The 25,105-nt window shown below is 60.8% G+C and carries 22 protein-coding genes and 4 pseudogenes; 15 read left to right on the top strand and 11 right to left on the bottom strand.

The window, feature by feature from the left end; all coding sequences use genetic code 11:
- Nucleotides 1–37: 37 nt before the first annotated feature.
- The 3 genes and pseudogenes from ASD95_RS24595 to ASD95_RS30450 all read right to left on the bottom strand — a co-directional run.
- Nucleotides 38–1,714 (bottom strand): MFS transporter, encoded by a 1,677-nt coding sequence (locus ASD95_RS24595; RefSeq protein WP_056722507.1) that lies wholly within the window; start codon nt 1,712–1,714, stop codon nt 38–40.
- Nucleotides 1,715–2,051: 337 nt separating this feature from the next.
- Nucleotides 2,052–2,645, bottom strand: a pseudogene (locus ASD95_RS30455) (methyl-accepting chemotaxis protein); the annotation flags it as partial.
- A 264-nt stretch (nt 2,646–2,909) separates the two neighbouring features.
- A pseudogene (locus tag ASD95_RS30450) lies at nt 2,910–3,980 on the bottom strand (HAMP domain-containing protein); the annotation flags it as partial.
- 442 nt (nt 3,981–4,422) lie between these two features.
- Here ASD95_RS30450 and ASD95_RS24585 point away from each other — a divergent pair.
- The 5 genes and pseudogenes from ASD95_RS24585 (at nt 4,423) to ASD95_RS28915 (ending at nt 8,751) form a co-directional block, all read left to right on the top strand.
- Nucleotides 4,423–5,739 carry a Na+/H+ antiporter family protein gene (locus ASD95_RS24585; protein ID WP_056722503.1) on the top strand — a complete coding sequence of 439 codons (1,317 nt, stop codon included), beginning with the start codon at nt 4,423–4,425 and terminating at the stop codon, nt 5,737–5,739.
- Between the two features lie 169 nt (nt 5,740–5,908).
- A pseudogene (locus ASD95_RS30445) lies at nt 5,909–6,733 on the top strand (cache domain-containing protein); the annotation flags it as partial.
- A gap of 36 nt (nt 6,734–6,769) precedes the next feature.
- Nucleotides 6,770–7,591, top strand: a complete 822-nt coding sequence (locus ASD95_RS30440; protein WP_409078902.1) for a methyl-accepting chemotaxis protein — start codon at nt 6,770–6,772, stop codon at nt 7,589–7,591.
- A gap of 154 nt (nt 7,592–7,745) precedes the next feature.
- Nucleotides 7,746–8,492 (top strand): C1 family peptidase, encoded by a 747-nt coding sequence (locus ASD95_RS24575; RefSeq protein WP_056722500.1) that lies wholly within the window; start codon nt 7,746–7,748, stop codon nt 8,490–8,492.
- Between the two features lie 103 nt (nt 8,493–8,595).
- The gene (locus ASD95_RS28915; RefSeq protein ID WP_079246731.1) at nt 8,596–8,751 is read left to right on the top strand and encodes a metallothionein; all 156 of its coding nucleotides are present in this window, start codon (nt 8,596–8,598) and stop codon (nt 8,749–8,751) included.
- A 27-nt stretch (nt 8,752–8,778) separates the two neighbouring features.
- Here the strand turns inward: ASD95_RS28915 and ASD95_RS24570 are convergent, their stop codons facing one another.
- Together ASD95_RS24570 and ASD95_RS24565 are read right to left on the bottom strand one after the other, a co-directional pair.
- Nucleotides 8,779–9,057 carry a hypothetical protein gene (locus tag ASD95_RS24570; RefSeq protein WP_056722498.1) on the bottom strand — a complete coding sequence of 93 codons (279 nt, stop codon included), beginning with the start codon at nt 9,055–9,057 and terminating at the stop codon, nt 8,779–8,781.
- A 33-nt stretch (nt 9,058–9,090) separates the two neighbouring features.
- Nucleotides 9,091–9,318, bottom strand: a complete 228-nt coding sequence (locus ASD95_RS24565) for a DUF6555 family protein (protein ID WP_056722497.1) — start codon at nt 9,316–9,318, stop codon at nt 9,091–9,093.
- A gap of 94 nt (nt 9,319–9,412) precedes the next feature.
- On the opposite strand from ASD95_RS24565, the pseudogene ASD95_RS29285 reads away from it, so the two are divergent.
- The 3 genes and pseudogenes from ASD95_RS29285 to mnmH form a co-directional block, all read left to right on the top strand.
- Nucleotides 9,413–9,514 (top strand): annotated as a pseudogene (locus ASD95_RS29285) (quinone oxidoreductase family protein); the annotation flags it as partial.
- A 99-nt stretch (nt 9,515–9,613) separates the two neighbouring features.
- A complete protein-coding gene (gene selD / locus ASD95_RS24560; RefSeq protein WP_056722495.1) occupies nt 9,614–10,648 on the top strand; it encodes a selenide, water dikinase SelD in 1,035 nt (344 codons plus the stop codon).
- Entirely contained in the window at nt 10,648–11,751 is a 1,104-nt protein-coding gene (gene mnmH, locus ASD95_RS24555) for a tRNA 2-selenouridine(34) synthase MnmH (protein ID WP_056722493.1), read from the top strand. The genes selD and mnmH overlap by 1 nt, the downstream gene beginning before the upstream one ends.
- A gap of 137 nt (nt 11,752–11,888) precedes the next feature.
- Here the strand turns inward: mnmH and ASD95_RS24550 are convergent, their stop codons facing one another.
- Nucleotides 11,889–12,560, bottom strand: a complete 672-nt coding sequence (locus ASD95_RS24550; protein WP_056722491.1) for a hypothetical protein — start codon at nt 12,558–12,560, stop codon at nt 11,889–11,891.
- 367 nt (nt 12,561–12,927) lie between these two features.
- Here ASD95_RS24550 and ASD95_RS24545 point away from each other — a divergent pair, with 367 nt between their 5' ends.
- Nucleotides 12,928–13,638 (top strand): glutathione S-transferase family protein, encoded by a 711-nt coding sequence (locus ASD95_RS24545; RefSeq protein ID WP_056722490.1) that lies wholly within the window; start codon nt 12,928–12,930, stop codon nt 13,636–13,638.
- Between the two features lie 117 nt (nt 13,639–13,755).
- Here the strand turns inward: ASD95_RS24545 and ASD95_RS24540 are convergent, their stop codons facing one another.
- Nucleotides 13,756–15,291, bottom strand: coding sequence for an FAD-dependent oxidoreductase (locus ASD95_RS24540; RefSeq protein ID WP_056722488.1), 1,536 nt, complete (start codon nt 15,289–15,291; stop codon nt 13,756–13,758).
- 137 nt (nt 15,292–15,428) lie between these two features.
- Between ASD95_RS24540 and ASD95_RS24535 the strand changes: the two genes are divergently transcribed.
- Complete coding sequence (locus tag ASD95_RS24535; RefSeq protein ID WP_056722487.1) at nt 15,429–16,520, top strand: DUF1615 domain-containing protein; 1,092 nt, start codon at nt 15,429–15,431, stop codon at nt 16,518–16,520.
- Nucleotides 16,521–16,598: 78 nt separating this feature from the next.
- On the opposite strand, the gene ASD95_RS24530 is transcribed toward ASD95_RS24535, so the two are convergent.
- Complete coding sequence (locus ASD95_RS24530) at nt 16,599–16,763, bottom strand: hypothetical protein (RefSeq protein WP_442965838.1); 165 nt, start codon at nt 16,761–16,763, stop codon at nt 16,599–16,601.
- Between the two features lie 314 nt (nt 16,764–17,077).
- Here ASD95_RS24530 and ASD95_RS24525 point away from each other — a divergent pair, with 314 nt between their 5' ends.
- Entirely contained in the window at nt 17,078–17,701 is a 624-nt protein-coding gene (locus tag ASD95_RS24525) for a glutathione S-transferase family protein (protein WP_056722483.1), read from the top strand.
- Between the two features lie 59 nt (nt 17,702–17,760).
- Here ASD95_RS24525 and ASD95_RS24520 read toward each other — a convergent pair whose 3' ends face one another.
- A complete protein-coding gene (locus tag ASD95_RS24520; protein WP_056722481.1) occupies nt 17,761–18,201 on the bottom strand; it encodes a CBS domain-containing protein in 441 nt (146 codons plus the stop codon).
- Nucleotides 18,202–18,531: 330 nt separating this feature from the next.
- Here ASD95_RS24520 and ASD95_RS24515 point away from each other — a divergent pair, with 330 nt between their 5' ends.
- The gene (locus ASD95_RS24515; RefSeq protein WP_162252409.1) at nt 18,532–20,892 is read left to right on the top strand and encodes a DNA polymerase II; all 2,361 of its coding nucleotides are present in this window, start codon (nt 18,532–18,534) and stop codon (nt 20,890–20,892) included.
- Here the strand turns inward: ASD95_RS24515 and ASD95_RS24510 are convergent.
- The gene (locus tag ASD95_RS24510) at nt 20,857–21,327 is read right to left on the bottom strand and encodes a DUF1810 domain-containing protein (protein WP_056722477.1); all 471 of its coding nucleotides are present in this window, start codon (nt 21,325–21,327) and stop codon (nt 20,857–20,859) included. The genes ASD95_RS24515 and ASD95_RS24510 overlap by 36 nt on opposite strands.
- A 25-nt stretch (nt 21,328–21,352) precedes the next feature.
- Nucleotides 21,353–22,174, bottom strand: a complete 822-nt coding sequence (locus ASD95_RS24505; protein ID WP_056722475.1) for an aldo/keto reductase — start codon at nt 22,172–22,174, stop codon at nt 21,353–21,355.
- 279 nt (nt 22,175–22,453) lie between these two features.
- On the opposite strand from ASD95_RS24505, the gene ASD95_RS24500 reads away from it, so the two are divergent.
- From ASD95_RS24500 to ASD95_RS24490, 3 genes are all read left to right on the top strand, one after another.
- On the top strand, nt 22,454–23,203 hold the full coding sequence (locus tag ASD95_RS24500) for a hypothetical protein (RefSeq protein WP_056722473.1): 750 nt from the start codon (nt 22,454–22,456) through the stop codon (nt 23,201–23,203).
- Nucleotides 23,204–23,331: 128 nt separating this feature from the next.
- Nucleotides 23,332–24,117 (top strand): sulfite exporter TauE/SafE family protein, encoded by a 786-nt coding sequence (locus tag ASD95_RS24495; RefSeq protein WP_056722471.1) that lies wholly within the window; start codon nt 23,332–23,334, stop codon nt 24,115–24,117.
- A gap of 435 nt (nt 24,118–24,552) precedes the next feature.
- Nucleotides 24,553–25,104: a DUF4174 domain-containing protein gene (locus tag ASD95_RS24490; RefSeq protein ID WP_056722469.1), complete on the top strand. Its 552-nt coding sequence runs from the start codon at nt 24,553–24,555 to the stop codon at nt 25,102–25,104.
- Nucleotide 25,105: the final 1 nt, after the last annotated feature.

The following is a 25,105-nucleotide window of genomic DNA, read 5'->3' as shown; positions in this document are numbered from 1 at the left end:
GCGGGCTTGCTCGCTCCCACATAGAACCTCCCCCTGCTCAGGTGTGATGAATCTCCCGATCCTTGGTTTCCGGCATGAAGAAAATACCCAGCACCGCCGTCATCACCGCGATGACGATCGGATACCACAGCCCGTAGTAGATATCCCCCGTGGCCGCCACCATGGCGAACGCCACCGTCGGCAGGAAGCCACCGAACCAGCCATTGCCGATGTGGTAGGGCAGCGACATCGAGGTGTAGCGGATGCGCGCCGGGAACAGTTCCACCAGCCAGGCGGCAATCGGCCCGTAGACCATGGTCACGTAGATCACCAGGATCGTCAGCAGCAGCAACACCATCGGGTAGTTGGTCTTGGCCGGGTCGGCCTTCTCTGGGTAACCGGCGTCCTTGAGGGCGGTGGCGAGGGTGGCGGTAAAGGCGTCGTTCCTGGCCTTGAAATCGGCGGCCGGCATGCCGGTGCCCTCGAAGCTCTCGATCACTTTATCGCCAATGCGCACCTGCGCAACGGCGCCCGGTTCGGCGTCCACGTTCTTGTAGGGGATGGCCCTTTTGGCCAGTACGGTCTTGGCCAGGTCACAGGAACTGGTGAATTTGGCCTTGCCCACCGGGTCGAACTGGAACGAGCACTGGGCGGGATTGGCGACGACCGTGACCGGATTCTTCTCCTGCGCAATGAACACGTCGGGGTTACCGTATTGGGTCAGCGCATGGAATATCGGGAAGTAAGTCAGGGCCGCGAGGATGCAGCCAGCCATGATGATGCCCTTGCGCCCGATGCGGTCGGACAGGCTGCCGAAAATGACGAAGAACGGCGTGCCGATCAGCAATGAGCCGGCAATCAGCAGGTTCGCGGTCTGCGGGTCGATCTTCAGCGTCTGCAGCAGGAAGAACAGTGCATAGAATTGCCCGGTGTACCAGACCACCGCCTGGCCGGCGGTACCGCCGAGCAGGGCCATGATTACGATCTTCAGGTTCTCCCAGCGGGCGAAGGATTCAGTCAACGGTGCCTTGGAGGATTTGCCTTCGGCCTTCATTTTCATGAAAACCGGCGACTCGCTGAGCTGCAGGCGGATGTACACCGAGACGATCAACAACAGGATCGACAGCAGGAACGGAATCCGCCAGCCCCAGGCTTCGAAGGCTTCGGTGCCCAGGAGGGTACGGCAGGCGAGGATCACCAGCAGTGAAAGAAACAGGCCGAGGGTTGCCGTGGTCTGGATCCACGAGGTGAAGAAGCCGCGTTTGCCCTTGGGCGCATGTTCGGCCACGTAGGTCGCGGCGCCGCCGTACTCACCCCCCAGCGCCAGGCCTTGCAGCAGGCGCAGGCTGATCAGGATGATCGGCGCGGCGACGCCGATGGTCGCATAGCCGGGCAGCAAACCCACCACGGCCGTGGAGATACCCATGATCACGATGGTGATGAGAAACGTATGCTTGCGCCCGATCATGTCGCCCAACCGACCGAACACGATGGCGCCGAAGGGGCGCACGGCGAAGCCGGCGGCGAAGGCGAGCAGGGCGAAGATGAAGGACGTCGTTTCGTTGACACCGGCGAAGAAGTGCTTGGCGATGATCGCCGCGAGGGAGCCGTACAGGTAGAAGTCGTACCACTCGAACACGGTGCCCAGGGACGAGGCGAAGATGACCTTGCGCTCCTCCCGGGTGAGCCCGCGGTTGGGCGCGCTGCCCGTGGTTGTATTGTCGATTGCTGCCATGAGTATTCTCCGTCTTGCTCTTGTTGTAGGCCGGAGTTCCCACCAACACTTACCGTACCCAGGCCCTGGGGCTGAAGTCATCGGATTACGTGGCTTGCATTCAGGTTGACGCCAGAAAACGCTGCAAGGTTCCATGAAGCATAATCAAGGTCTGGCAGATATCCACTCGCCATCATTTGGTTGAGTCGGGCACAGAAAAAACTGTGGGAGCGGCGGTGCGGCGATCCGACTTGCTCGCGAAGGCGGCGACACATTCAACATCAATGTGTCTGATATACCGCTTTCGTCGAAACGCCGCCCGGAGCAAGCCCGCTCCCACTGGGGGATTTTGCGGGGCTTAAACGCGGAACTGATCCATCAGGCTCTGCTGCTGGTTCGCCAGGCTGTTGAGCGACTGGCTGACCCGCGCCGATTCATTGGCCTGGCCCGACAGCGACTCGGTCACGTCGCGGATGGTCGCCACGTTGTTGTTGATCTCCTCGGCCACCGCGCTTTGCTCTTCGGCGGCACTGGCGATCTGCATGTTCATGTCGTTGATCACGGTCACCGCGTCGCCGATCTGGCGTAACGCCGTTACCGCCTGGCCAACCTGCTCGACACTGCCCTGGGCCTGACGATGGCTGTTGCTCATCGAGCCCACCACTTCCTGGGTGCCGTTTTGCAGTTGTTCGATCACCAGACGGGTTTCTTCGACGGATTCCTGGGTACGCCGCGCCAGATTGCGCACTTCATCGGCCACCACGGCAAACCCGCGTCCGGCCTCACCGGCACGAGCCGCTTCGATCGCAGCGTTAAGGGCCAGCAGGTTGGTCTGTTCGGCAATCGCGCGGATCACTTCCAGTACCGTGCCGATCTTCTCGCTGTTGGCAGCCAGGCCTTCGACCTGGACCATGGCCGCGCTCATGTCGGCGGCGAGATTGTCGATGCTGGCGGTGGTGCGGTCGATCACGGTCAGGCCCTGACGGGTCGCCTGATCGGCATCCCTCGCGGCATGGGCCGCTTGCGCGGCGCTGCGGGCGACGTCCTGGGCGGTGGCGCTCATTTCGTGGGAGGCGGTCGCGACCTGATCCACCTGGCGGTACTGCTGTTCCATGCCGGCGCTGGTCTGGGTGGCGATGGCGGACGACTGGTCCGCGGTACTGCGAGCGTCCTGCACCGAACGTTTCACTTCGGCAATGATCGGTTGCAGCTTGTCGAGGAAACGGTTGAACCAGCCAGCCAACTGGCCCAGCTCATCCTGCTTGTCGTAGGCCAGGCGGCGGGTCAGGTCACCTTCGCCGCTGGCGATGTCTTCGAGCATGTGCGCCACGCCGAGGATCGGACGGGTGACGCTGCGGGCCATCAGCCACACCAGCACCAGGCCGAGCAGCGCGGCGAGCACGCCCAGGCCGAGTTCAACCAGCGTACCGGCGGTGTTACTGTCATCGAGTTGCTTTTTCAGGGCTTCGGCGGGGCCGACCAGGACTTTTTCCGGCACGTCGAGCAGCACGCCCCAGGATTTACCGCCAGGGATCGGCTGGAAGGGCGCCAGCACTTTCAGTTGCTGCTGGCTGTACAGGCTGGCGGTTTTGCTGCTGGCGGCGAGCATGCGCAGCAGTTCGGCGCCGCTGGCCTGGTCCACGGCGTCCAGGCGCTGGCTGAGTTTGCCGGCGTCCGGGCTGTAGCCGGCGAGCAGGCCGGCCGGGCTGATGATGCTGACGCTGGTCTGGCCATCATAGAGCTTCTTGCTCGCGCCCAGGCTGACCGCTTGCAGGCTGTTGAGGTTGATGTCCACCGAGAGCGAGGCGATGACCTTGCCATTGACCATCAGCGGGAAAACGATGCTGGTCATCAGCACGTTCTGACCGTCGATCTCATAGAAGTAGGGTTCGATCACGCACGGTTTGAGGGTGGTGCGCGGGCAGGTGAACCAGGCGTTGGCCGCTTCGCCGCTGGGACCGGTGCTGGTGTCGGCCATGTCCTTTTCCGGCAGCGCCATGGACGTCAACTTGCCCGGCGTCGGCTGCGACCAGTAGAGGGCGAAACGGCCCTTGTCGTTGCTGCCAAGCTCGGCCTGACCGGCGAACAGTTCGTCCTTGCCGTCCAGTCCATTGGGTTCGAACACCAGGGACAGGCCGAGCAGGTCCGGGTTGGCTTGCAGGGCCGACTTGACCTGGCGGGTCAGGTCTTCGCGCAGGTCGAAGGCATCGAGAAAACGCTTCTCGGCCTGGTCACGCAGGAACAGCACCTGCCGCGAGAAGCCGTGGCCGTACTGATAGGCGTCCATGAACTGCTGGCGAATCCCCAGTGCCTGGTTTTCGCCCTGGGACTCGATCCGCGCCTGGGCCGCTTCGGTCAGCATCTCCATGCTCGAGGCTTTCACCAACTCGGAACTGTGCTCCATGCGATACAGCGAAAGACCCACCAGCAGGGTCACGATGCCCGCCAGGCAGAGCCCGGCCAGCAGGGTGATTTTCCATTGAATGGAAAGTTGTCTGAGCGACATGGAGACGTCCTTATTCGATAAATATCTGAGACTTTGCACTGTAGCGGCCGGGATTGGGCTTTCTTTAAGCCGGGCCAATGAATATCGAATACCCCGGGTTGGCTTTGACAAGGCGACAGCGGTCCGGCAAAGTGCGCGCCCTCTAATAAAACCCATTTTTTATCCGCTGGCGGCTCTCGCAGACTGTCGGCCGGACTCTTTTTGCTTGCCCAGAGGTATGACAATGAATGCAGTAATTGCCGCGGTCGGCATCATGCTGATCCTCAGCCTGTCCCGCGTGCATGTGGTGATCGCCCTGATCGTCGGCGCGCTGGTCGGTGGCTTGACCGGTGGCCTGGGGATCGAAGCGACGCTCAAGGCTTTCAACAGCGGCCTCGGCGGCGGGGCGACGGTGGCGTTGTCCTACGCCTTGCTCGGTGCTTTCGCCGTGGCCATTGCCAAGTCCGGCATGGCCCATGCGCTGGCCGACAAGGCCCTGGCCATGGTCGATCGCCAGCACGCCAGCGGCGGTGGCCAGGTCAAATGGCTGCTGATCGGCCTGCTCTGGGTCGTGGCCATCGCCTCGCAGAACATCTTGCCGATACATATCGCGTTTATTCCGTTGCTGGTGCCGCCGCTTCTTTATGTGCTGACCAAGCTGCAACTGGACCGTCGCCTGATCGCCTGCGTCATGACTTTTGGCCTGATCACGCCCTACATGTTCCTGCCGGTGGGCTTTGGCAACATCTTCCTCAATGAGATCCTGCTGGCCAACGTTGCCCGCAGCGGCGTGGACATCAGCGGCATCAATGTGACCCACGCCATGGGCATTCCGGCCCTGGGCATGGTGGCGGGCCTGCTGATCGCGTTTGTCAGCTACCGCAAGAAGCGTGTCTACGACCTGGCGAAGATTGAACAGGTCGAACAAGTGGCGGTGCAATACAACCCGCTGAGCCTGATGGTGGCCGGCGTGGCCATCGCGGCGGCGTTCATTATTCAGTTGTTGCTCGATTCGATGATCATTGGTGCGCTGGTCGGCTTCCTGATCTTCTCGGTGTCGGGCATCGTCAAATGGCGCGACACCGACGACCTGTTCACCGAAGGCATGAAAATGATGGCAATGATCGGCTTCATCATGATCGCCGCCTCCGGGTTTGCCGAAGTGATGAAGGCCACCGGTGAGGTGCAGACGCTGGTCGAGTCGTCGGCGTCGTACATCGATCACAGCAAGGGCATTGGCGCCTTGCTGATGTTGCTGGTGGGGTTGCTGGTGACCATGGGCATCGGCTCGTCGTTCTCCACGGTGCCGATCCTGGCGGCGATCTTCGTGCCGCTGTGCGTGCAACTGGGCTTCAGCCCGTTGGCGATCGTGTGCATCGTCGGCACGGCCGGTGCCCTGGGCGACGCCGGTTCGCCGGCTTCGGACTCGACCCTGGGGCCGACCTCCGGCCTGAACATCGACGGCCAGCACCATCACATCTGGGACACCGTGGTCCCGACCTTCCTGCACTACAACCTGCCGTTGCTGGCGTTTGGCTGGGTAGCGGCGATGGTTCTGTGATCTAACAAGCAAAAGATCAAAAGATCGCAGCCTTCGGCAGCTCCTACATGGGAAGGGTGTTCATCTGTAGGAGCTGCCGAAGGCTGCGATCTTTTTGGGGCGTTCAACTTTTGACCCGGCGTGCCGTTAAAGCTTTAACCACGACAACAAAATCAAAAGAGTGAACGTCATGCGCATGAGCCTCAAGGCCAAAGTCCTGTCCCTTGCCGTCCTCCCGGTGTTGCTGTTTGCGCTGGTCATCAGCCTGACCACGCTGTTCATTCTGCAGGATCAGGCGCGCAAGGAAGTCGAGCAGACCCGCGAGCGCCTGCTCAGCGATGCCAAGGCGACCCTGCAAAGCTACGTGGCCGTGGCCATGACCACGATCAAACCGCTCTACGACGCGGCCGCCCCTGGCGATGAGGCGGCGCGGGCGCAGGTGATAAAGCTGCTGTCGAGCATCAGCTATGGCAAGGACGGCTACTTCTTCGGCTACGACTCCAGCACCGTGCGCCTGTTCAAGGCCAACAGCCCCGAAGGCGTGGGCCAGAGCTTCAAGGACAACCGCGACCCGAACGGTGTCTACGTCAACCGCGACCTGGTGAAAGTCGCCAGGGACGGTACCCATTACCTGCAATACAGCTCGCCATTGCCCGGCAACACCCAGGTGCTGGTGCCCAAGCTCGGCTACACCGAATACCTGCCGAAGTGGGACATGGCGGTCGGCACCTCGGTCAACCTCGATGGCATCGAAGCACAGGTGGCCGTGGTCGAAGCCAAGGTCCAGGCGCGCATGCAAGGCATGGTGCTGAGCATCGTCGGCGTGGCGGTCGTGGTGCTGCTGGTGATCGCTGCCGTCGGGATGCTGCTGGCCAACACCATTGTGCGTCCGCTGCATTTGATGAAAGCCAACCTCGATGACATCGCGGCAGGCGAGGGCGACCTGACCCGCCGCCTGACCATCACCAGCCAGGACGAACTCGGTGAACTGGCCGGCTCGTTCAACCGTTTCGTCGACAAGATCCACGGCCTGGTACGGCAGATCACTGAAATGACCTCGCAACTGACCGGACTGGTGACTCAGGTGTCCGACCAGGCCAATCGCTCGGATCAGGCCATGGAGCGCCAGCGTCACGAAACCGATCAGGTGGCCACGGCGATCAACGAAATGTCGGCGGCCGCCCAGGAAGTGGCCAAGAGCGCGCAGAACGCCGCGGTCGCCGCCCAGCAGACCGACGAAGAAGGGCAGGCCGCCAAGCGCGTGGTGGCCGGCAGCATCGAGAAGATCCATGCCCTGGTGGACGATATCCGCAGCAGCGGCGTGTCTCTGGACAGCCTGCAAAAGGATGTGTCGTCGATAGTCAGCGTGCTCGGAGTGATCCGCTCGATTGCCGAGCAGACCAACCTGCTGGCGCTCAATGCGGCCATCGAAGCCGCCCGCGCCGGCGAGGCCGGGCGCGGCTTTGCGGTGGTGGCCGATGAAGTGCGGGCGCTGGCCAGCCGCACGCAAATCAGCACCCAGGAAATCCAGGGCATGATCGACCGTTTGCAGGCCGGCACCCAGTCGGCGGTGGAGGCGATGCGCCGCTCCAGCGAGGCCGGCGACGGCACCTCGGCCCAGGCCAATGAGGCGGGGGCTTCGCTGGACACCATGGCCCAACTGATCGCGACCATCAATTCGATGAACGCGCAGATCGCCAGTGCCGCCGAAGAACAGACCGCCGTGGCCGAAGAGATCAATCGCAGCGTGCACCAGATTGCCGTGGCCGTGGACAGCGTCGCCGATGAAACCCAACTCGGCGCGCAGACTTCACGCAGCCTGGCCGACCTCGGCCAGCGCCTGGGCAGTCTGGTCGGGCAGTTCCGTATTTGACAGTTATGGTTAACAACGCGAAATGGTGTGGTTTTTATAACTAAACAGTATTGAGTAACTGTCATATTTGACAGTTGTTGCCGTTGGCTTATTGGTCTTTCATTTCAATGACATAGCGAGGTAACTGCAAACCATATGGAAACAGGGGCTAAGTATGAGATTTTGGCAACTCTCATGTTTCATCCTGGTTGGCGGCTGTGTCGTGACGGCGCAGGCTCTGGAGATACCAAGCTCAGTGGACTGGCGTACCCAGGGAGCTGTTACCAGAGTCAAGCAATTGGGGACTTGTGGCTCCGGTTATGCTTTTTCAGCGGTGGGTGCCCTGGAGGGCGCATTGTTTTTGCAAACCGAAAGACTGGTCGAGCTTTCCGAGCAGCAGATTCTTGATTGCAGCAGTGAGCAAGGTAATCAAGGATGTGATGGGGGGCTGATGGATTACACCTATGACTACGTCAAGCAAAACGGTATTCAGTCAGAAGAATATTACCCTTACACAGGCGGCGGGGGACGCTGTAATGCAGGCATGATCAAGGCTGTCGCCGCCAATACGGTGACCTATACCAATATTCCTCGTGGCGACGAGGAGGCACTGCGCCAGGCCGTAGCCAAAGGGCCGGTATCGGCGGCGATTGACGCTTCCGACAACTTTGAAAAATACTCCGGCGGGGTATTGGATGATGAAAGTTGCGATGAAGATGATTTGAATTACGCCGTGCTTATTGTTGGTTATGGCACCGAAGATGGTGAGGATTATTGGCTGGTGAAAAATAGCAGGGGGCCGGAGTGGGGGGAGGCCGGATATATAAGGATGTCCAGAAACAAAGATAATCAGTGTGGCATCGCCTCTTACGCGTCATTTCCTGTCCTCGCGAAACGGATAATTCATCAAGGACTCAAGTAGTGCGCCATACGCGGTGTTGCGGTGTTGCAGTCGACCCCTACACTGAAAAGCACGGGTTGTTTTCATCTCCCCCCGACGACCACCACCCACAGGAGTCAAACCCATGACTGAGCGTATATGCGATTGTCCGAAGTGTTCCTGCAAACTCGGCGAACACCCGATCGTGCGTCACGGCAAGCACTATTGCTGTGAAGCCTGCGCCAAGCATCACGAGCACGGTGAGGAGTGCGCCTCCCAAGGCTGCAAGTGTGCCCACTGAACCCCGCGGCGCACGCAAAAGTGGAGCCTAATCCGGCTCCACTACCAGCCTCAGGCTGTCATCCTCCAGGCGCTCGCTGTGGCGAACCGTGCCTTGCAAGCGCCGCCCTTCGACCCGCAGCACCAGGGTCCTGGCCTGCTCCAGATCTTCCGGCAGTGGCGCCGGGACGCGTATGGCGAAGCAGAAGGGGTCATTTTCGACCTGCTCCAGCCCGATCCGGCACTCGGCGCTCCTGGTGATGCGGCCGGTCGGCGTGTCCAGGCCGTAGTCCAGCTGCGCAGGGCTGTTGACGGATGTTGCGCTCATATCCCTTCCCCCGGACCTGATGGTCAACGGATATTAGTTCGCCGGCCGCCACTTGACGTTTTCCACGCCGAATTTTTCAGCCATCGGCTTGCTGGTCTTTTGCACCTTCTCGCGTCCGAATCGAGGGATTCGCCCCACCCCCGCGTCACAGCTCGCCCAATGCCAGGCTTCTGCGTTATCCATTTTTTCCAGGCGGATGATGAATGACTTCGCAGCGCCATGGAGGGTGTACTCAATGACGAATAATTTTGCACTGTTCATAAAGCCCCGGTTCCTCCCTGTTGTACATAGAAGGATCGCGCGCCATCAGGAAAATTCACTCGGATTGTCGAACGGCGGCGGTTGCTGGCGACAGCCCCTGCCACAAGGATTGTTCGAATCGCCATTGGCCGAAGGCCTGGAGCGTTATGCCGAGGTGAGTCAGGGCAGCGGTGACAAGGTGATTTTGCTGCCATAACCATACCCCCACAGAGGCACTGCTCACCACCGCATCTCCTGCAAAGAAAAAGGCTCATTTGCTGTAGGATTAGTTACCTAGACTCCAAGAGGTAACCCCATGAGCGAGCCGATTCGCCTGACCCAATACAGCCACGGCGCCGGTTGCGGCTGCAAGATCTCCCCCCAGGTGCTGGAAGTGATCCTGGCCGGTAGCGGGGCGCAGAACCTCGATCCGAAGCTTTGGGTCGGCAATGCATCGCGCGATGACGCGGCGGTGTATGCCATCGATGAAGAACGCGGTGTGGTCTCGACCACTGACTTTTTCATGCCGATCGTCGACGATCCCTTCGATTTCGGCCGAATTGCCGCCACCAATGCCATCAGCGACATCTATGCGATGGGCGGCGATCCGTTGATGGCGATTGCGATCCTGGGCTGGCCGGTGAACGTGCTGGCGCCGGAAGTCGCCCGGGAAGTGATACGCGGCGGTCGTTCAGTGTGTGACGAGGCGGGCATCCCGCTGGCAGGCGGGCACTCCATCGATGCGCCAGAACCGATCTTCGGCCTGGCCGTCACCGGTCTGGTGGAAAAACGCCACATGAAGCGCAACGACACCGCCACCGCCGGTTGCCTGCTGTATCTCACCAAGCCCCTGGGGATCGGCATCCTGACGACGGCCGAGAAAAAGGGCAAATTGCGCAACGCCGACATTGGCCTGGCCCGGGACTGGATGTGCACCCTGAACAAACCCGGCAGCCGTTTCGGCAAGCTCGACGGCGTGACCGCGATGACCGACGTCACCGGTTTCGGCCTGCTCGGGCACCTGGTGGAAATGGCCGACGGCAGCCAGCTCACGGCGCGCATTGAATATGACCGCGTACCGCGCCTGCCGGGGGTCGAGTATTACCTGGAACAGGGTTGCGTACCGGGTGGGACGCTGCGCAATTTCGACAGCTACGCCAGCAAGCTCGGACGCCTTCAGGAACTGCACAAACGCGTGCTCTGCGACCCGCAGACCAGCGGCGGCCTGCTGATTGCCGTGACGCCGCAAGGCAACGAGCAATTCCTTTCGGTGGCCGCCGAGCTGGGCCTGAGCCTGGAGCCGATCGGTGAACTGGTCGAGCGACAGAGCAACGCAGTCGAGGTGTTTTGATGTTCGTCGACTGCACTGATTACCGCGACATCTTCCTCAACGACCGGCCAATGATGGATGCCCGCGCGCCGGTCGAATTCAACAAGGGCGCGTTTCCCGGCGTGATCAACCTGCCGTTGATGAACGACCATGAACGCCAGCGGGTCGGCACCTGCTACAAACAGCACGGCCAGCAAGCGGCCGTCGTGCTGGGGCATCAACTGGTGTCGGGCGCGGTCAAGGCCGAACGCATCCAGGCCTGGGCCGATTTTGCCCGGGCGCATCCGGATGGCTTGCTGTACTGCTTTCGCGGCGGCCTGCGTTCGCAGATCGTCCAGCAATGGCTCAAGGATGAGGCCGGCATCGACTATCCACGGGTGGGCGGCGGCTACAAGGCCATGCGTACCTTCCTGCTGGACACCCTTGATCAAGCCGTGACCCAGTGCGATTTCGTCCTGTTGGGCGGGATGACCGGCACCGGCAAGACCGAGGTGCTCACGCAACTGGGCAACGCCGTGGACCTTGAAGGTCATGCCAACCACCGCGGCTCCAGTTTCGGCAAGCGCGCCACGGGCCAACCCTCGAATATCGATTTCGAAAACCGCTTGGCCGTGGACGTGCTGAAAAAGCGCGCCCGGGGCATCGAGCAGTTCGTACTGGAAGACGAAAGCCGCGCGGTGGGCAGTTGTGCGCTGCCGTTGCCGCTGTACCAAGGCATGCAGCAGTTCCCGATGGTGTGGCTGGAAGACAGCCTGGAAGGGCGGGTAGAGCGGATCCTGCGCGATTACGTGGTGGATCTGTGCGCCGAATTCATCGACGTGCATGGCGAGGAGGGCTTTGCGTTGTTTTCCGAGCGCTTGCTGGCAAGCCTGAACAATGTGCAGAAGCGCCTGGGTGGCGAACGTCATCGACGCATGCTGGTCTTGATGGAGGATGCGTTGGCCGAGCAGGCCCGCAGTGGCGCGGTGGATCTGCACCGCGGCTGGATCGAAGGGCTGCTGTGCGAGTATTACGATCCGATGTATGCGTTTCAGCGAGAGAAGAAAGACCCGCGGATCGAGTTTGCCGGGGAGCGGGGGGCGGTTCTCGAGTATCTGCGCGAGCGGGTGAATCAGAAGGGTTGAGGGTGCTTTTGCCGGCCTCATCGCGAGCAAGCCCGCTCCCACATTGGATCTGCGTCGTACACAAAATCTGTGTTCACTGAAGATCTACTGTGGGAGCGGGCTTGCTCGCGAAGGCGCCCGCTCAGACAACGCATGCCTCAAGTCGGGCAGGTTTCAGCACCGTTATCCAGACCTTGCTTGTACACATGGCTCTGTAAACTGGCCTTGCCGTCGTGCCAGGTCAGGGTGAGTACGTACAGCGAGTCATAGTCGCTGGACTCCCAGTCATCCGTGATGGTCATTTTCTTGCCGGTGGCGTCGCCGGCCACCTTGTTGATCAGTTCCGGCAGGTAGCCGTGGGACCAAGCCGTGTAGATGATCGAGTTGTGGTACTTGTCGTGGAGCAGTTCATCGGCCAGGTCACTGGTGTCATTGGCGGAAAAGTTGATGTTTACCGGCAGGCCGAGCTTGATGGCGCTGGGGCTGATGGTCATCAGGGGGCGGATGTAACTGTAGGAATTGTCGAGCTCGCCTTCTTCGACGTTACGGGTCGGGTTCGCCGCGAACACATAGTTGGCCTTGCCGAACTTTTCCGGCAGCAACGTGGCCAGGTCGATGGCGCGGTTCAGTCCCTGGCAATTGAGCTGGCCCAGGCCACCGTCGGGTTTTTCCCCGTGGCGCAGGAAAACCAGCGTCTGGGTGCCATCCATCGGTTGGGCGCGACTCAGGCCGGACTCCAGCGACAGAAACACGGCGGTGACCACCAACAAGGCGGGCAACAAAAGGTAAGCGCGATGTTTGAAGCGGTTGGCAAAATTGAACAGGTTCATGAGTAAAGGTTCTTCAGCGCAATTCGGTTAAGGCTGACAAACCTTTACACCTCGATTGTCCTGCGTCGGGTGTTTTCCATGTCATTGCAGTCGGTCCGTTATCCAAGGGGTGGTGCTCAGAGTCCCCTGAACCCGATTGGTTCGATTCCGGCCGAATGCGCGGCAATGTACCGGTAACCTTCACAGGTTTGCAGCGAAGGTTATCGACAGGATGTTGCACAATTGTGGACACGCTACACCTAATGACGTTGAAACGGTCGTGATCTCTTTTGATCTCGGCTATCAGTGAGATCGATGGCTTCAAGGGATCGCTGAGCCGATATCTACATTATGATCGTCACTCTCAGTGTCTTCGTGGATCCCGCCCATGACCGATTTGTCCGCATTCCCCATCACCCGCAAATGGCCTGCCCAGTATCCGGAGTGGATTCAGCTGTACTCCCTGCCGACCCCCAACGGCGTCAAGGTCTCGATCATGCTCGAGGAGATCGGCCTGCCGTATGAGCCTCACCGGGTAGGCTTCGACACCAACGACCAGATGTCCCCGGAATTTCTTTCCCTGAATCCCAACAACAAGATTCCGGCGATCCTCGACCCCCACGGTCCGGACGACCAGCCACTGGCGCTGTTCGAATCGGGCGCGATTCTGATCTACCTGGCCGACAAGAGCGGACAACTGCTGGCCCAGGAATCGGCAGCGCGCTATGAAACGATCCAGTGGCTGATGTTCCAGATGGGCGGTATTGGTCCGATGTTCGGCCAGCTCGGGTTTTTCAACAAATTCGCCGGTAAGGACTACGAAGACAAGCGTCCCCGTGACCGCTACGTCGAGGAAAGCAAACGCCTGCTCAAGGTGCTGGACGGCCGTCTGCAAGGGCGTGACTGGATCATGGGCGAGCGCTACACCATCGCCGACATCGCCACCTTCCCATGGGTGCGCAACCTGATCGGTTTCTATGAAGCGGGCGATCTGGTGGGCATCCAGAACTTCCCTAACGTCACGCGGGTACTGGAACGTTTCCTGGCGCGGCCGGCGGTGGTGCGCGGGTTGCAGATTCCGAGCCCCGTTTCAGGTTGAACCCCATCCCCTGTGGGAGCGGGCTTGCTCGCGAAAGCGGAGTGTCAGTGACAGATGTATTGACTGACACACTGCATTCGCGAGCAAGCCCGCTCCCACATTTTGATCTGTGTTGAATCAGGTCGTGCCAAAAAACGGCCGGATCCCGTGATCGCGGAAATACCGTTCGATCACTTTCGGGTCCGAGCAGGTTTCGGCAATCGCCACATAGGTATCGGGCCGCAACAGATAAAAGCCGTTGCGCCCAAGGCCCGCCGCTTCGAACGCCGGTCGCCAGTCAAACACGTGTAGCGGCAGATGGTGCTCGTGGCACCAGGCGATCATCTCGTCGCTGGTGTCGCCATAGACATGCACCTGCCAGGTCAGGCACTTGAGCGACTCAAAATTATCCCCCTCACCGTCATGGGCCCAGGGCAGGCGATCGCCGCCATGCACGTGCCCGGCAACGCCGGTACTCAGCGGCATTGCGCGATAATTCAGGGTGATCTGCGACACCGTGCGAAACAGGAACTGGCGGGAGGTTTCGAACGATGTCATTTTTGGTAACAAGAACGGGGCCAGGCGCGTACGCAGCAAATCGGCAATCGGCCCGTCGGCGGTGACGAACGTGAAGACCCGGTCGGTGGTCGCCACCAGTTTGCGCGCAAAGGCAATGCGCTCGGTTTCATAGGTGTCGAGCAGCCTGGCCTCGGCACCACCGCTCAACACGGCCGCCAGTTTCCAGGCCAGGTTGATGGCATCGCCAATCCCGGTGTTCATGCCCTGGCCGCCCGCCGGGCTGTGCACATGGGCGGCATCACCCAGCAAAAACGCCCGGTCCTTGCGGAAGTGATCCGCCACCCGATGGTGCACGCGGTAGGTCGAAAACCAGTTCAGTTGCTCGATCTGAACTTTCATATGTTCGATGGCCCGGCTGCTGACGTCCTCGAAGCGCAGGGTCTCGGCGTGTTCGGCGCGCTCGTCGCGCACTGTGCCGATCAGGCGGGCACGACCACTGTCGGCCAGCGGGAACACGGCGAGGAAGTCCGCCTCGTCGAGATCCACATGCAGTTCGCCGTTGAATGTCGGGCCGCTGGCCTGCACGTCGGCGACGTAGAAAATCTGCTGGTAAGTCCCGCCGGGAAACCCGGTATCGAGGGTCTTGCGCACAATCGACCGGGCACCGTCGCACCCGGCCAGGTAACAGGCCTGGCAGGTTTCCTGCTGGCCGTCGGGCAGGAGCAGCGTGGCCGTGATGCCGTCTGCGGTTTGCTCGAAGCCTGCCAGTTCGGTGTTGCGTTCCACCGTGATGCCGAAGGTTTCCAGGCGCTCGATCAGCAGCCGTTCGTGTTCGTCCTGGGGGAAGATCTCGAGAAACGAGTAGGGGGTCAGGCCCTCACCAATCCGGGACAGGGGCAGGCGCGCCACGAGCTCACCCTTGACCCAGAAGTTGCCGGCCTTTACTTGATGGCCGTGTTGCACCACGGCGGTGTCCAGTCCGAGCTGACGATACAACTCCAGCGTCCGTGCCTGGACGGCCAGCGCCCGGGACGTGGTGCCGGGGGCCGAGGTTTTGTCGACGATCCGCACGCGCACGCCGAGTTTGCTCAGCCACAACGCCAGGACCAACCCGGTGGGGCCGGCGCCGATGATCAACACGTCGCTGCGGTGCATGAGCCTGTCCTCTTCGCTGTGTGAATCAAGTATGGTCCAGTCGGGGAGGGCGACAACCGTCGGGCTGCCACGGACGTAGCCGCTGACCTGCCATTGGTCGTATGGTTGGCCCGGACAAACGGATTAGATGGAACGACATGCAAATCAGATTGATCACAAGCGTCGCCGTGTTGCTGATATTGGCCGGTTGCGGCAGCCAGCGGACCCAGGAACCGGCGGCCCGCAGCCCGGCCGAAGTAAAGGCCGAGATTGTACGTTTACTGCCGGCCAAGGCCGCCGATCCCCAGGGTTGGGCCACGGATATCCAGGTGGCGTTTACCGCGCAAGACATCTCGCCGACCACGCAAAACCTGTGCTCGGTGCTGGCCGTGACCGAACAGGAGTCGACCTTTCAGGTCGACCCGAGCGTACCGGGCCTGGGCAAGATCGCCCGCGAAGAGATCGACCGCCGTGCCGCCAAGGCGCACATTCCCGGCCTGCTGGTGAGCGGTGCGTTAATGCTCGATTCGCCGAATGGCAAAAGCTACAGCAGTCGCCTGAATGCCGCGCGCAGTGAAAAGGAACTGAGCGCTGTTTTCGACGACTTCATCGGCATGGTGCCAATGGGCAAGAAGTTGTTCGGCGGCTTCAACCCGGTGCATACCGGCGGACCGATGCAAGTCAGCATTGATTTTGCCGAACAGCAGGCCAAGGGCTATCCGTACCCGGTGAAGAGCTCTATTCGTCATGAAGTGTTCACCCGGCGCGGCGGCATGTATTTCGGCATCGCGCATCTGCTCGGCTATCCGGTGAGTTACCCACTGCCGTTGTACCGTTTTGCGGACTTCAACGCGGGTTGGTACGCCAGCCGTAACGCTGCGTTCCAGAACGCGGTGAGCCGGGCTTCCGGTATCCCGTTGGCGCTGGATGGCGACCTGGTGCGCTACGGTTCGATCATGCCCGGCACCACGGAGCTGGCCGTGCGTACCCTTGGCAAGCAACTGGACATGCGCAATCCGACGATCCGCGACCAACTGGAAGAGGGGAATACCCTGGCGTTCGAAGACAGCAAGCTCTATCGGCGGGTTTTCGAACTGGCCGAACGGGCCGAGGGCCGGCCGTTACCCCGCGAAGTGTTGCCCGGGATCGTGCTACAAAGCCCGAAAATCACCCGCAAGCTCACCACTGCGTGGTTTGCCAAGCGAGTCGATGAACGCTACCAGCGCTGCATGGCACGGGCAGTGCAGTAATCGCGCCGTATCAAAGAGAATAAAAAACCCGGCGGATGAGGCCGGGTTTTCATTGAGTCCTGCGTTCAGGCACTGCATTCAGACAGCGCGGCTTTCGATCAGGCGGTCCGAACCACCTTCGGCGACGCGGTTTTGCAGGAGCTTGTCCGAACCACCTTCAGCGACGCGGTTTTCCAGCAGGCGATCCGAACCACCTTCAGCCACGCGATTCTCGATCAGGCGATCGGAACCACCCTCGGCCACACGGCTTTTGCGAAAACCGAGAAAGCGATGCTGAGGAGGGTCTGGCGTTTCATGATGGTGTGCTCCGGGGTGCTTATGGGTTGGTATGGAGCAGATGTTACGCCGGGGATTTTTTAAGAGAACTTCATTGAAGTGATGGTGAACATCGACGGCAATGATAGGACTTGCGGCACACCCCTGGTGAGCGTGATGGTGCGATCGTCGGATGATCGCTGTGTGGTGGGTGGTGGCTTCTACACTGGTTAGCTGGCGCGTTCCTCTGCCGCGACGGTCGATGTGGCCCGGCAGAGGTCACGGTATGCAAGGAGACGTGTATGTACCAGCTCTACGGCCATCAGAACTCTGGCGCAGCGGCCATCGAGGCTGCACTTGAACTCTGCGATGTTCCTTATCGCTTCATCGATGTCGAGTCGTCCGCGGAGGCGGCCCAGGCGCTGCAGAAGCTCAACCCGCTCAAACAGATTCCAACCTTGCAGTTGCCCGATGGCGCTGTCCTGACCGAGAGCGCGGCGATCCTGATCCACCTCGGGCTGACCTTTCCCGCATCGGGGTTGTTACCGCAGGATCCAGCCGAGCGAGGCCAGGCCATTCGCGGCATGGCGTACATCGTCAGCAATTGTTATGCGGCCATCGGCATCATTGATTACCCCGAGCGCTGGCTGGCCGAGGCGGATGAGTTGTCCAGGCAGAACCTCATGGAGGGCGCCCGCCGGCGCCTGCACTGGAGTTGGGAGGTGTTTGCCGATCAGTTCTCGGGCGAGTTGTACCTGGGCAGCGAGAAGCCAGGAGCCCTGGATGTGCTGGCGGCGGTGATCTCACGGTGGGCGGGCAGTCGTGAGCATTTGCGCAACGCCCGGCCGGGGTTTTTCGCCTGGCTGGAACGAATCGACCGCCACCCGGCACTGGCACCGGTGTTCGCCCGGCATTGGCCGGCCTGAACTCCCAAAACCCAATGTGGGAGCATGCCTGCTCCCACAAGGGATCCTCGGCGTGTCGACTATTCCCCGCGAATGTACTGTTCCAGCTGCTTGATCAGTTCAGCCTGTTCGGCGATCGCTTCCTTGACCAGGTCACCGATCGACAGCAGGCCGATCAATTTGCCACCTTCGACCACCGGCAAGTGACGCAGGCGCTTATCGGACATGATGCCCAGGCAGGTCTCCACGGTTTGGTGGGTGTCAACGGTAATCACCGGAGACACCATGATGTCGCGCACCGGCGTGCCCACCGAAGAGCGGCCGTGCAGCACCAGTTTGCGCGCATAGTCCCGTTCGCTGATGATGCCCAGCACTTCTTCATTCTCTACCACCAGCAAGGCGCCGACGTTTTTCTCGGCCATCTTCATTAGCGCTTCGAGCACCATGTGGTCGGGTTTGATCTGGTGGACTTCCTGATTCTTCTGATCTTTGAGCTTGAGCAGCTGGGCGACGGTTTTCATGGTGGTTACTCGGGTGTTGTCGTTGTTCTTGAAGAATCGTAGACGCGAGCGTTCAGGGCAAGGGCGAATGCGGCAGATAACACGCAAAAAACGTCATTTGCCGGATTTTCTTTGGCAAACCTCACATTTCGGGCCAGCACCTTACCTGTGGGAGCGGGCTTGCTCGCGAAGCGGACTGTCAGCCAACAAAGATGTTGAATGTTATGGCCCCTTCGCGAGCAAGCCCGCTCCCACAGGGTCGGTGTCTGCCTGGTAGACCGGCGGCAAACGCGCTATCGCGACGGATGACGGGTAGAATCACCCTCTGAATCAGTTTCGAGGTTTGCAGTGGTGGATCTACAGCAGGGCTTCGTCCTGACCCGGCATTGGCGCGACACCCCTGCCGGTACGGAAGTCGAATTCTGGCTGGCGACCGACAGCGGTCCCCGGCGTATCCGCCTGCCTCATCAACCGTCGGTGGCGTTCATCCCCGCTGCGCAGCGCGAGCCCGCCGAACGCATTTTGCATGACGAGAAGAACGTCGAGCTCAGGCCCCTGGCCCTGCAGGATTTCGAACATCGCCCGGTCCTCGGTCTCTATTGCCAGCAACACGGCCAGTTGATGCGCCTGGAAACCGCGCTGCGCCGGGCTGGGGTCGAGGTGTTCGAAGCCGATGTGCGCCCGCCGGAACGCTACATGATGGAACGCTTCATTACCGCGCCGGTGCGTTTCAGTGGCACGGCGAATGCCGAGGGCCTGCTGCTCGATGCGCAGATGAAAGCCGATCCCGATTACCGGCCGAACCTCAAACTGGTGTCCCTGGACATCGAGACCACCGCCCAGGGCGAGTTGTATTCCATCGCCCTGGAAGGCTGCGGCGAGCGTCAGGTGTACATGCTCGGTCCGCCCAATGGCGATGCCAGCCAGGTGGATTTCCAGCTCGAATACTGCGATTCGCGAACCCTGCTGCTGAAAAAACTCAACGACTGGTTTGCCCGGTTCGACCCCGACGCGATCATCGGCTGGAACGTCGTGCAGTTCGACTTGCGGGTGCTCCACGAACACGCCCGGCGCCTGGCGGTGCCGTTGAAGCTGGGGCGTGGCGGCGAGGAAATGCAGTGGCGTGAACACGGCAGCGGAAACCATTACTTCGCTTCAGCCGCTGGCCGCTTGATCATCGACGGTATCGAGGCCCTGCGTTCGGCGACCTGGAGTTTTCCCTCGTTCAGCCTGGAAAACGTCGCGCAAACCTTGCTCGGCGAAGGCAAGTCCATCGACAACCCGTACCAGCGCATGGACGAAATCAATCGCATGTTCGCCGAGGACAAACCGGCGCTGGCCACATACAACCTCAAGGACTGCGAACTGGTCACACGGATTTTCGCCAGGACCGAGTTGCTCACCTTCCTGCTGGAGCGGGCCAGCGTCACTGGTTTACCGGCCGATCGCATGGGCGGTTCGGTGGCGGCGTTCACGCACCTGTACATGCCGCTGATGCACCGTCAGGGTTTCGTGGCGCCGAACCTCGGTGGCAAGCCACCGCAAGCCAGCCCCGGCGGTTTTGTCATGGATTCGCAGCCGGGGCTGTACGAATCGGTGCTGGTGCTCGACTACAAAAGCCTTTATCCGTCGATCATCCGCACCTTCCTGATTGATCCCGTGGGGCTGATTGAAGGGCTCAAGCACCCGGACGACAGCGAGTCGGTGCCGGGTTTTCGTGGTGCGCGCTTTTCCCGCACCCGACATTGCCTGCCATCCATCGTCGCCCGGGTGGCCGAAGGCCGGGAAACCGCCAAGCGCGAACACAACGCGCCGCTGTCCCAGGCGCTGAAAATCATCATGAACGCCTTCTACGGCGTACTCGGCTCCAGCGGTTGTCGCTTCTTCGACACGCGCCTGGCGTCGTCCATCACCTTGCGCGGGCACGAAATCATGCTGCGCACCCGCCAGTTGATCGAAGCCCAGGGGCATGCGGTGATTTACGGCGACACCGACTCGACCTTCGTCTGGCTACGTCGCGCCCATGGCCAGCAGGAAGCGGCGCAGATCGGCCACGCGCTGGTGGCGCACGTCAATCAGTGGTGGCGCGAGCACGTGCAGCAGGAGTACGGCCTGCAAAGCGTTCTGGAATTGCAGTACGAAACCCACTACAAGCGCTTTTTGATGCCGACCATTCGCGGCGCCGAAGAAGGCAGCAAGAAGCGCTACGCCGGGCTGGTCACCCGTGACGACGGCAGCGACGAAATGGTCTACAAAGGCCTGGAAACCGTGCGCACCGACTGGTCGCTGCTGGCCCGGCAATTCCAGCAGGAGCTGTATTCGCGGATTTTCCTGCGCAAGCCCTACCAGGATTATGTGCGTGACTACGTGCGCAAGACCCTGGCCGGTGAATTCGATGACCGGCTGATCTACCGCAAACGCCTGCGCCGTACCCTCGATGACTATCAGCGCAACGTACCGCCTCATGTGCGCGCGGCGCGCCTGGCCGACGAGTACAACGACCGGCAGGGGCGCCCGCGCCAGTACCAGAACGGTGGCTGGATCAGCTACGTGATCACCGTCGCCGGTCCTGAACCGCTGGAAGTGCGCAGCGCGCCCATTGATTACGACCACTACATCACCCGGCAGCTGCAACCGGTGGCGGACGCGATACTGCCGTTTGTCGACGACGACTTCTCAACCCTGATTGGTGGGCAACTGGGCCTGTTTTGAGTCCATCAGCGACAGGGTCCAGTCATCCAGGATGCCATGGAAGTACTGGTTCAAGGCCTGCTGGAAAAGGCTATCGGCGTCGGCGACCTGGGCGAACAGGGTCATCGAGGAATGAAACTTCAGGTCGTCGGGATGACCGAAAATCCCCGCTACCGAGCGTTCCCGGATGTTCAGTACTTCCTGGGTGCAGGTGCGTAGCCGGGCGCCCAGCAACGGGTGCTCAAGGTAGGCCAAGGCTTCCTCCCGCGAGCGGATGGCAAAGCGGCGCGACATCTCGCTGCCGCCGAGCCCGGCAAACTGGGGAAAAATGAACCACATCCAGTGACTGCGCTTGTGTCCGTTGTTCAGCTCGTTTTGAACCCGGTCGAATACCGGGTCCTGAGCCTGGAGAAAGCGTTGCAGATCGAACGGGTCCAGGTGGTCGGTGCTTCTCATGGCGAAGCTCTCTGACTGCGGTGGTTCAGACCATGGCCAGCCGCTGTTTGCGTTGTGGCGCGTGAAACGCTTGGTCCAGCGCCTCCAGGTCCCCGGGCTCAAGCTGTAACGTGGCGGCTTGGGCGTTGAGGCGTACATGTTCGGGTCGGACCGCCTTGGGGATGGCGATCACGCCTTCCTGACGCAGTATCCAGGCCAGCGCCACCTGTGCCGTTGTGGCGCTGTGCCGTGCGGCCACCTGCTTGAGCGTGGCGTCGAAGAGCATTTTACCGCCCTGGCCAATCGGGCAGTAAGCCATGACCGGCAACCGCCGTTGCTGGCCCCATGGCAGTAAATCAAATTCTATGCCCCGTTGTTCCAGGTTGTAGAGCACCTGATTGGTGGCACAAGACGGGGCGTCCAGTTCCAGGAGGTCGTCGAGGTCGAAGTTGGACACGCCCCAACGGCCGATTTTGCCGGCTTCGCGCAGGCGCTCGAAGGCGTCGACGGTTTCTTCCAGGGGATACTGGCCGCGCCAATGCAGCAGATACAGATCGATGTACTCGGTGCCTAGCCTGCGCAGGCTGCGCTCGCAAGCCTGGGGAATGCCCTGGCGACTGGCGTTGTGCGGGTACACCTTGCTGACCAGAAAGACGCTGTCGCGCTGGCCGGCGATGGCATCGCGGACCACTTTCTCGGCGCCGCCTTCGGCGTACATTTCCGCAGTGTCGATCAAGGTCATGCCCAGTTCGATGCCCAGGCGCAGTGCCGCGACTTCCTCCGTGTGCCGTGAACGGTCTTCTCCCATCTGCCAGGTCCCCTGGCCGATGACCGGGACCCTGGTGCCTGCCAGTTCAAGCGTGCGCATGCAAACCTCCTGTGTGTACTCGGTGAATAGTGTAGGAGCTGCCGCAGGCTGCGATCTTTTGACTTTGATTGTTCAAGATCGAAAGATCGCAGCCTGCGGCAGCTCCTACACGGCGTGTGCACCGACCTGATGATTTTCTGATCCGTTTTTTCTTTGAACATTCCCCTGCCAGTGATCGATTGGTGCCACCCGATACTGCACTTTTTCGAAATGTCCGGCTCTATCCATGGCAGCCCGCGGCGATCCCCACCGCCGGCCCATGCCCAAGTCCAAGAACCCATGGCTCGAGTTTCACCCGCAATCACTACTAAAATCCGCCGTCATTGCCTGCTCCTGGCAGGTTTGTCGATGTCCTTCGTCACCGGTTGCAGCCAGCAACAGGGCGGCGACATCATTGACCAGATGCGCGAAGGCAAACCCCAGGAGTTCCTGCAGACCAGCGTCGATCGCATGGCCACCCTGACCATGCGCGACAACCTCGACAGCCTTTACCTGCTGATGAGCAAGCTTTACCTGCGTAACCCCGATGAACTGAAAAAATCCGGTTTCCTCGATGCCCGCACCGCCGGCAAGCAAGTGCGCATGGCCATCGAACTGCAGCAACCACTACCGACCCTGGGCGGCAAAAAGGACCTCGCGGCCCTGCGTTTTGCCATGAGTCCGGAGTTTCTCGGTGACCGGGTCGGGGCGTTCATCTATGCCATCGGCAGCATGCTGGTGACCGCCCATGGCAATCGCCTCGAGTTCTACATGACCGATACGATCAACCCGGTATTCGTCAGCAATGCCGCGCGCAACATCGAGATCGCCACCTGGATCCTCAGTCAGCGACAGAACAAAGAAGGCCAGCCCTTGCTGTTCTCCAACGAAATCTCGGAGGAGGGCAGCAACCTGAGCTTTGCCGTGGAGTTCGGCAAAATCGTCGCCCGGCTGGACCTGCTGACCCAGATGCTCGACGAACGCTACCGGCGCATCGGCCTGAACTATGCGCAGAGCCTGCTGTTCCTGAATTTCCTGCCGGTGCAGTGAGCACGACACATATTCCTTGTGGGAATTGAGTTCATGGTATAAAGATAGATCGTATCGATATAACTGGTTATAAGAAATATCGCTATGCTGCGGGCCAGATTTCCCCTGCGATCTTTGTGGAAGTATTCATGGATTTAGTGAACATCGGGTTGGTCGTTGCCGGGCTGGTTGTCGGCTTCATCGTCGGCATGACTGGCGTAGGTGGCGGGTCGCTCATGACCCCGATCCTGCTTTGGTTCGGCATCAACCCGGCGACGGCGGTCGGTACCGATCTGCTGTACGCCGCCATCACCAAATCCAGCGGTGTACTGGTTCACCGCAAGAACAACAACATCGACTGGGCGATTACCGGCTGGCTGACCTTGGGCAGCGTGCCCGCGGTGGCGTTGACGCTGTGGTTCCTCAGCACCCTGCACAGCGCCCCCGAGGCGATGAACGCGATCATCAAGCAGGCCCTCGGTTTTGTGTTGTTTGCCACGGCACTGGCGATCCTGTTCAAGAAGCGCCTGCTCGACTTCGCCCACAAACGTGCGGGCGGCAACTACAACCCCAGCGGACTGCGCTTGAACGTGATGACCGTCATCACCGGACTCGTCCTTGGCACGATGGTCGCGCTGACGTCCATCGGCGCCGGCGCACTGGGCACCGTGGCACTGTTCATTCTCTATCCGATGCTGCCGACCCGCCGTCTGGTGGGGACTGAAATTGCCCACGCGGTGCCGCTGACCCTGGTCGCGGGCCTTGGCCATGCCAGCATGGGCAACATGGATTGGCACGTCCTGGGTTACTTGCTGGTGGGCTCGTTGCCGGGGATTTACCTGGGCAGCCACCTGACCGGGCGCATCTCCGACGAACTGCTGCGCCCTTGCCTGGCGACCATGCTGTTGTTGATCGGCTACAAACTGGCGTTTTAACTCCTGCCCGCAATGCCCTGTGGGAGCTCTGGATCGGTTACCCGTTTGGCGGGATGAACCGGATCCTGTAGGAGCTGCCGCAGGCTGCGATCTTGTTGCGGATCATGCGGTGTGTGCAGAAATGTCAGATCAAGATCAAAAGATCGCAGCCTGCGGCAGCTCCTACCTGGATGTTGGCGGTATTCGGCAGGTTGATGTTCAGCTCCCAGGCACACCCGCCGTCCTCCCGCCTGATCATTGGCCTGCCTGGCGCTCGCCAGGCTCGGCCCACCACGGATCGGCGGGTTGTCATGAGTCTTCAGATTAGCCCAGCCTGTTGCGCAATGACCGCCCTGACCTAAGCTTGGGGCAAGGCGAAAAATATTGCGGTACGTCACCCGGAACGATCGCCGCGATGCGCAATCATTAGAGCGTGGATATCAAAAGGAGATGCGCATGCTCATCAGGTCACTGACCCTGGCTACCTTGCTGGCGATTGCTGGCACCTCGTTCGCCGCCGATGGCGACTCACCGCTGGACATGGACAAGGGCAGGGCCCGACCACTGATTGTCATCGCTCCAAGCACCGTTGATCCGGCCTGGACCAGCCTGAAGAAGTCCCTGGATGAGCCGGCCAACCGCAAGGGTTTCACCGACCGCAACATGGTGCTCTACACCGTACTCAACCTGATGGGCCAGCGCGACGGCAAGGACCTGGGGCCACAGGACACGGCGGCGCTGATCCGCTCGCTCAAACTGGGTGCCGGCGCCAAGACCAAGGTGATTCTGGTCGGCAAGGACGGCGAAAAGAAACTTGAGCAATCGGACGCCTTCAAGCTGGACGAGATTTTCAGCGCTGTCGATCAGTTGCCGGCGGCCGAGAAAGAGTTTACAGCGACCGTGGCGGCTCCCGTCACTGAAGCCGAGCCGGCGGCCAAAGGCGCCAAGCCCGGAAAAACCAGCAAGCCGGCCAAGCCCGCCAAACCGCCTGAAATGCCGGATGATTGAT

This window comes from Pseudomonas sp. Root71 (assembly GCF_001429045.1).
In the GTDB taxonomy this organism is placed as follows: Bacteria; Pseudomonadota; Gammaproteobacteria; order Pseudomonadales; family Pseudomonadaceae; genus Aquipseudomonas; species Aquipseudomonas monachiensis.
The sequence above is the reverse complement of the archived record's forward strand: the minus strand, read 5'-3'. Positions and strand labels throughout refer to the sequence as shown.

What these genes read in the sequence shown, in the direction of transcription:
- ASD95_RS24595 (WP_056722507.1), bottom strand. Translation starts at nt 1,714, where the DNA reads ATGGCAGCAATCGACAATACAACCACGGGCAGCGCGCCCAACCGCGGG.
- ASD95_RS24585 (WP_056722503.1), top strand. Translation starts at nt 4,423, where the DNA reads ATGAATGCAGTAATTGCCGCGGTCGGCATCATGCTGATCCTCAGCCTG.
- ASD95_RS30440 (WP_409078902.1), top strand. Translation starts at nt 6,770, where the DNA reads ATGACCTCGCAACTGACCGGACTGGTGACTCAGGTGTCCGACCAGGCC.
- ASD95_RS24575 (WP_056722500.1), top strand. Translation starts at nt 7,746, where the DNA reads ATGAGATTTTGGCAACTCTCATGTTTCATCCTGGTTGGCGGCTGTGTC.
- ASD95_RS28915 (WP_079246731.1), top strand. Translation starts at nt 8,596, where the DNA reads ATGACTGAGCGTATATGCGATTGTCCGAAGTGTTCCTGCAAACTCGGC.
- ASD95_RS24570 (WP_056722498.1), bottom strand. Translation starts at nt 9,057, where the DNA reads ATGAGCGCAACATCCGTCAACAGCCCTGCGCAGCTGGACTACGGCCTG.
- ASD95_RS24565 (WP_056722497.1), bottom strand. Translation starts at nt 9,318, where the DNA reads ATGAACAGTGCAAAATTATTCGTCATTGAGTACACCCTCCATGGCGCT.
- selD (WP_056722495.1), top strand. Translation starts at nt 9,614, where the DNA reads ATGAGCGAGCCGATTCGCCTGACCCAATACAGCCACGGCGCCGGTTGC.
- mnmH (WP_056722493.1), top strand. Translation starts at nt 10,648, where the DNA reads ATGTTCGTCGACTGCACTGATTACCGCGACATCTTCCTCAACGACCGG.
- ASD95_RS24550 (WP_056722491.1), bottom strand. Translation starts at nt 12,560, where the DNA reads ATGAACCTGTTCAATTTTGCCAACCGCTTCAAACATCGCGCTTACCTT.
- ASD95_RS24545 (WP_056722490.1), top strand. Translation starts at nt 12,928, where the DNA reads ATGACCGATTTGTCCGCATTCCCCATCACCCGCAAATGGCCTGCCCAG.
- ASD95_RS24540 (WP_056722488.1), bottom strand. Translation starts at nt 15,291, where the DNA reads ATGCACCGCAGCGACGTGTTGATCATCGGCGCCGGCCCCACCGGGTTG.
- ASD95_RS24535 (WP_056722487.1), top strand. Translation starts at nt 15,429, where the DNA reads ATGCAAATCAGATTGATCACAAGCGTCGCCGTGTTGCTGATATTGGCC.
- ASD95_RS24525 (WP_056722483.1), top strand. Translation starts at nt 17,078, where the DNA reads ATGTACCAGCTCTACGGCCATCAGAACTCTGGCGCAGCGGCCATCGAG.
- ASD95_RS24520 (WP_056722481.1), bottom strand. Translation starts at nt 18,201, where the DNA reads ATGAAAACCGTCGCCCAGCTGCTCAAGCTCAAAGATCAGAAGAATCAG.
- ASD95_RS24510 (WP_056722477.1), bottom strand. Translation starts at nt 21,327, where the DNA reads ATGAGAAGCACCGACCACCTGGACCCGTTCGATCTGCAACGCTTTCTC.
- ASD95_RS24505 (WP_056722475.1), bottom strand. Translation starts at nt 22,174, where the DNA reads ATGCGCACGCTTGAACTGGCAGGCACCAGGGTCCCGGTCATCGGCCAG.
- ASD95_RS24500 (WP_056722473.1), top strand. Translation starts at nt 22,454, where the DNA reads ATGGCTCGAGTTTCACCCGCAATCACTACTAAAATCCGCCGTCATTGC.
- ASD95_RS24495 (WP_056722471.1), top strand. Translation starts at nt 23,332, where the DNA reads ATGGATTTAGTGAACATCGGGTTGGTCGTTGCCGGGCTGGTTGTCGGC.
- ASD95_RS24490 (WP_056722469.1), top strand. Translation starts at nt 24,553, where the DNA reads ATGCTCATCAGGTCACTGACCCTGGCTACCTTGCTGGCGATTGCTGGC.